This window comes from Ornithinimicrobium sp. (assembly GCF_035267225.1).
GTDB lineage: Bacteria > Actinomycetota > Actinomycetes > Actinomycetales > Dermatophilaceae > Ornithinicoccus.
Window position 1 is genome coordinate 1 of record NZ_DATFMA010000042.1, and the last position, 5,068, is coordinate 5,068.

The window sequence follows — 5,068 nt, forward strand, 5'->3', positions numbered from 1 at the left end:
GTGTCACCGACCGGACCTGCTGCAGGCACCGCACCAGCCGGGCGGCACGACGCACCGGCAGCCGGCCCGTGGTCACCGCCTCGCGGATCGGCTCATGCGCCGCCTGCCGCACACTGGTCGCGACCGTCACCAGGTCCCCGACCTGCGCCCGAGACAGCCACGGGCACCGCGAGACCACCCAGTCGTGCGCTGACATTGCCACGTCAGTGTGGCAACCGCGGGCGAGAGACTCCGTGAGCACGGCCAAGGTCGCCCGCTCGAGCTCGGCATGTGCGTCGTTGAGCAGTCGCATCCCCGCGGACAGATGCGAGACGGAAGTGACGAACACCTGCTGGGGTGTCGGCTGGGCCGCGCGGACAGCGTCCCGCATCGCGCGCAGAGACGCTTCGAGATCCGGGTCGTGGTCAGAAACCACACTCGCCGGAGACGGCACCGACCTCGGGCTGCAGAACCCGCGAACAACGGCGGTCATCGTGCGAACACCGGGGAGAGTGGCGTCGACTGTGCCAGACGTTCATCGAACATGTGTCCATTCTAGGCGCTCAGACCGACAGACCTCAGCCCCGACGACACCCGCTGCCTCAGTCTCGCGGCGAGGCGGGCCCGACCGGGATGCGTGCGACCGTTCCCGCTACGGGCCGCCTTTGCTCGGACCGCGAGGAGGTGTGCCCCGAACCAACCCAGCCGGCCAGAGCGGCACGAACCGTGGTGTTGCCGCGGCATAGTCCCGATAGCCGTCGAAGGTCTCGACCAAGCGCGCCTCCTCCCACCGAGCCTTGACGTGGAAGAAGACGACGGTCGTCAGACCGACCGCGAGGCCGGCCCAGCTGCGCGCGCTGAGCATGAGACCGACGACGATGCTCAGCACACCGGTGTAGATCGGATGGCGAACCCACCGGTACAGACCGCCGGTCTGCAGTTCGGCCCGGCCGTTCGGCACCGGGGTCGGAGTGAGGGCACGGCCGAGGTTGAGCCCGGCGACCACGACCACGACGACGCCGATGACCACGAGAGCCCACCACACGACGGACATCCATGGCGGCACCGGCCACAGTGCGCCGGAAGGCAGCAGGACGAGCGTCAACAGCAGCACGACCTGTGCTGCCACGAACGACCACCCGACCCCTGCGCGGTTCAGGAGCCCGCGCTGGCGAACCAAGGTCGGTGAAGATCGAGATAGGTCATGTCACTGACCTGCGACATCATCGACTCCCACTCCCGCTGCTGTTCCGCCGGCATCTCCTGGCCCTCCCCTCGGCGGGCCTCGTCCTCGCTGCGGAACGCGAACGTCTGGTTGAACCATCCGTCGTCGTTCACCGCCACGGTCCCGCCGATGATCTCGGGGCGCATCTCTCGCAGCTCGTCCATCGGGCGCGACATGAGGTCGCGGAGGCGCTGCGCATTCTCGATCTGGCCCTGCACGACCTGGACGAACCCGGCGTCGTCCGAGCCGCCGTCGAGCAGGACGATCACGTCGTCGCAGTCGTGGAATGTCACCTCCCCGTCGAAGCACCCGCTGGTTTCCTCCCACCAGTCGCCCTGCTCCGGGCGGTCGGAGTTGCGCTGAGCGGCCTCACGCGACTCGAAGCGAATGACGCCGACGAACAGGTCCGCGTCGGTGGTCCCGCACGTCCATCCGAGCCACCCGTCGGCTCCGGGCGCGAGATCCTCGTGCCATCGATCGAGCTGGCGCTTCAGCGTTGCCTCCTCGTGGCAGGTGCCCTGGATGACTTGGATATACATCTCCGACCTCCGATCGCCGCGTGGCCCTTCCTCATCGAAGGTCCCACTCAGCAACCTAGTGCTGCTGGTCGGCGGTGCCTACTGGTCTGACCGAACACGTGAGGGAAGGATGGACCACGACAGTGAGAAAGGGGGGGACGTGGACGTCAGCCAAGGCTCGTGGCTCCCGGCACAGTGGCAGCATCCCACCGCGCTCTTACTGGCCACCGGTCATCACCTGCGGCCCATCCGGGAGGCCGACGTCGAACTGGACTACCCGGCGGTGATGGGCTCGCGCGAGAGCCTGTGGGCCACCTACGGCGAGCCATGGGGCTGGCCTCCGGCGACGATGACCGTCGAGCAAGACCGAGAGGACCTCGCCTACCACGAGGACGAGATCGCTCACCACCGTTCGTTCAACTACGCCGTGTTCGACGAACACGAGAGCGAGCTCCTGGGATGTGTCTATATCGACCCTCCCGAGAGGGTGGGGGCCGACGCCGAGATCTCCTGGTGGGTCGTGGACGAGCTCAGGGGTGGGTCCGTCGAGGCCTGCTTGGACGAGACTGTGCCGCGGTGGATCGAGCGCGACTGGCCGCTGGCCCACCCCCGCTACGTCGGACGTGACCTGACGTGGGCGGAGTGGCTCGAGCTACCCTCGCTCTGAACGGCGGGCCTACGGCCTGCCCCACCGCACGGGTGTGCCAGAGGTGCACCGAGCCGAAAGCCTCAGACCAGCAGATCCGCCAGCGACACCACCAGGCCCCCGGCCATGAAGGCGGCCACCGCGGCGGCGAGCGTCGTGGTGGCGAAGTGGGGGATGAAGCGGCGGTAGCCGCTCGGGGCATGCTCACCGTGGTGGTAGTCGTGCGTCAGGGCGTGACCCTGCCCACGTCCCAGCAGCCAGCGGTTGACCGGGAAGGCGGCGACGAACGCGGCAGTGAAGGCCAGCGGCATGCTGGCCCAGAAGACCGGGTTGACCAGGCCGGCCTCCATGGCGCCGGGGATGACCGCCATGACGGCGTTGTCGACAACCTCCATGGTCAGGATGGACAGGGTGTCGGCCGCGAGCACGATCTTCAACGCCCGCGCCGTCGGCAGACCCGCTCGCAGCAGCGGCAGGGTGGACAGGGTGTAGCCGAAGAAGAACGCCAGCGAGACGGCGAGGGGGATGGTCGCCAGAGCGCTGAGGCCGAGGGCAGTGCCGATGACGAGGCCGGTGATCTCACCGATCGCGCACCCGGTCAAGCAGTGCATGGTGGCACTGGCCGCCATACCGCGCATGTCGCCGTGGCCGCCGGGGTCGTGGCCCTGCTCGTCCCGCGCGTGGGCGGCGTGGTCAGCCTGGTGCTGGGTCATGGCAGGTCCTCTCCGCCGGAGATCGCGAGCAGCTCGCGAAGGCAGTGGTCGAGTAGTTCATGGGGGAAGGCATCGGCGAGGCGGTAGTAGACGACCCGGCCGTCGCGCCGGGTCCGCACCAGCCCTGCCGCGCGGAGCTGGCGGAGAGCGTAGGAGGACTGGTCCTGTGAGATGTCCAGCACCAGCGCGAGGTCTCCGACGCAGAGCTCGTCGGTCGCGCGGAGGGCAAAGAGCGCGCGCAGCCGGACCGTGTCGCACAGCAGGACCAGGAGCTGCCGGAGCTGCTCGGCCGCCTCGGGGTCCAGCGTGGCACTGCGGCTCGCGTCGACCGCCGCGGCGTCGACCGGGTGCGGGTGGTCCAGGGTCATACCCGCATATACGCACGGATGTGCGGATATATTTCCCGCCGTGGACGCGGCCGATGTACGACGGAGGAGCTAGGACAGCGGCGGCCGGGCGCGGTGACGCTCCACGTCCCGGGTGTCCGACGTCACGGCCTCGGTTCGCAAGGCGGTCTTCTGCACCTTCTCGGTCGGGGTCTTCGGCAGCTCGGTCAGAAAGCGGACGTAGCGCGGAGCCAGATGTCTCGGGCCGTGCGCCACGCAGTGCGTGGCCAGCGCGTCGGCGTCGAGCGAGGACCCGGCGCGCCGCACCACGCAGACGAGCACATCCTCCTCCGTCAGGTCGCTGGGCACGCCGATCGCCGCCGCCTCCACGACGTCGGGATGCGAGGTCACCAGCTCTTCGACCTCGAACGCGGAAATGTTCTGTCCCCGGCGCCGGATGGAGTCACTCAGCCGGCCGTGGAAGGCCAGGTAGCCGTCCTCGTCCAGCTCACCGAGGTCGCCGGTGCGTACCCACCCGTCGACGACCGTCGCCGCCGTGGCCTGGTCATCACCGTAGTAGCCGTTCATCACCAGCCCCGGTTCACGCCCGCGGACCAGGATCTCCCCCACGCCGGGCGGGTCACCTTCCCGCCGTTGTGACTCATCGATCGCGATCTGGTACTCCTCGACCACTCGCCCCGCCCGGCCCGCTCGCTGCTGGTCGACCGCCACGGGGTCGTAGACCGGGATGCCCGCGTCGGTGAGCCCGTAGACCTGCCGCAGGGGTATGCCGAACCTCGCCTCGAAGCCGGCCTGCCACTCGGGCATGGGCACACCCCAGGCCAGCCGCACCCGATGGTCACGGTCGGCCGGCGTCGGTGGTCGCTTCCACACCATGGTCAGGGTGGCGCCCATGAAGTTGAAGACCGTGGCTCGCACCGCTCGGATCTCGTCCCAGAAGCCCGAGGCCGAGAACCGAGGGCCGAGCGCGGCCGTCGCTCGGACAGCCAGTGCTGCCGAGACGGTCAAGGTCGCCGCGTCGACGTGGAAGAGGGGGAAGGGGCAGTAGAGGACGTCGCCGGCTCGCAGCTCCAGGTGCTTCGCGTGCAGCTGGCCTTGCCGGAGCAGGTAGCGGTGGGACAACGCACACGCCTTCGCCGGCCCCGTGGTGCCGGAGGTGAACAGCAGGGTGGCGGTCTGCAGGGGGTCGACGTCGACCGGCGCGATGGGAGCACGCACCGGGTCAGGTGTCGCTGGGTCCGGCAGGTCCCTCACCGCCAGCACCTGCGGTGGTGCGCGCAGGTCCCCCGTGGCGTGCCGGACGGTGGGCACGATCTCTTCCTCGGCCAGCACCAGGCCCACGTCGGCGACCCGCAGCGCGTGCGCGAGGCTGGGTCCTCGCAGCGTCGGGTCGACGGGCACATGCAGGGCGCCGAGCGAGCTCAGCGCGAACCAGAGGATGACCTGCGGAAGGTCGGTGCGCATGATGAGGGCGACGGCATCGCCCTTGCTGACGCCGGCCGCGCGCAGGTCCGCAGCGCGCGCGCTCACTGCCGCGTCCGCCTGGGCGTAGGTGAGCTCGTCGTGCACGGTGCGCAGAAAGACTCGGTCGGGTGAGACGGCAGCCGCTGCTCGAAGTTCGGCGGCCAGCGTCGGGTTCA

Annotated in this window: 6 protein-coding genes and 1 pseudogene; 1 reads left to right on the forward strand and 6 read right to left on the reverse strand. The window is 69.5% G+C overall.

Translation table 11 applies throughout. The features are described from left to right. The 3 genes and pseudogenes from VJ976_RS02675 to VJ976_RS02685 all read right to left on the reverse strand — a co-directional run. Positions 1-328: pseudogene (locus VJ976_RS02675) on the reverse strand (hypothetical protein); the annotation flags it as partial. A 303-nt stretch (positions 329-631) separates the two neighbouring features. Further along, positions 632-1,108, reverse strand: a complete 477-nt coding sequence (locus VJ976_RS02680) for an isoprenylcysteine carboxylmethyltransferase family protein (RefSeq protein WP_324098564.1) — start codon at positions 1,106-1,108, stop codon at positions 632-634. A gap of 26 nt (positions 1,109-1,134) precedes the next feature. Then, the gene (locus tag VJ976_RS02685; RefSeq protein ID WP_324098565.1) at positions 1,135-1,743 is read right to left on the reverse strand and encodes a hypothetical protein; all 609 of its coding nucleotides are present in this window, start codon (positions 1,741-1,743) and stop codon (positions 1,135-1,137) included. Positions 1,744-1,852: 109 nt separating this feature from the next. On the opposite strand from VJ976_RS02685, the gene VJ976_RS02690 reads away from it, so the two are divergent. Continuing rightward, positions 1,853-2,389 (forward strand): GNAT family N-acetyltransferase, encoded by a 537-nt coding sequence (locus VJ976_RS02690; RefSeq protein ID WP_324098566.1) that lies wholly within the window; start codon positions 1,853-1,855, stop codon positions 2,387-2,389. Positions 2,390-2,451: 62 nt separating this feature from the next. Here the strand turns inward: VJ976_RS02690 and VJ976_RS02695 are convergent, their stop codons facing one another. From VJ976_RS02695 to VJ976_RS02705, 3 genes are all read right to left on the reverse strand, one after another. Further along, complete coding sequence (locus VJ976_RS02695) at positions 2,452-3,081, reverse strand: DUF4396 domain-containing protein (protein WP_324098567.1); 630 nt, start codon at positions 3,079-3,081, stop codon at positions 2,452-2,454. After that, a complete protein-coding gene (locus VJ976_RS02700) occupies positions 3,078-3,449 on the reverse strand; it encodes a metalloregulator ArsR/SmtB family transcription factor (RefSeq protein ID WP_324098568.1) in 372 nt (123 codons plus the stop codon). The genes VJ976_RS02695 and VJ976_RS02700 overlap by 4 nt, the downstream gene beginning before the upstream one ends. A 69-nt stretch (positions 3,450-3,518) precedes the next feature. After that, on the reverse strand, positions 3,519-5,068 hold a 1,550-nt coding region (locus tag VJ976_RS02705), incomplete at its 5' end, for an AMP-binding protein (protein ID WP_324098569.1).

What these genes read in the sequence shown, in the direction of transcription:
- VJ976_RS02695 (WP_324098567.1), bottom strand. Translation starts at nt 3,081, where the DNA reads ATGACCCAGCACCAGGCTGACCACGCCGCCCACGCGCGGGACGAGCAG.
- VJ976_RS02685 (WP_324098565.1), bottom strand. Translation starts at nt 1,743, where the DNA reads ATGTATATCCAAGTCATCCAGGGCACCTGCCACGAGGAGGCAACGCTG.
- VJ976_RS02690 (WP_324098566.1), top strand. Translation starts at nt 1,853, where the DNA reads ATGGACCACGACAGTGAGAAAGGGGGGGACGTGGACGTCAGCCAAGGC.
- VJ976_RS02700 (WP_324098568.1), bottom strand. Translation starts at nt 3,449, where the DNA reads ATGACCCTGGACCACCCGCACCCGGTCGACGCCGCGGCGGTCGACGCG.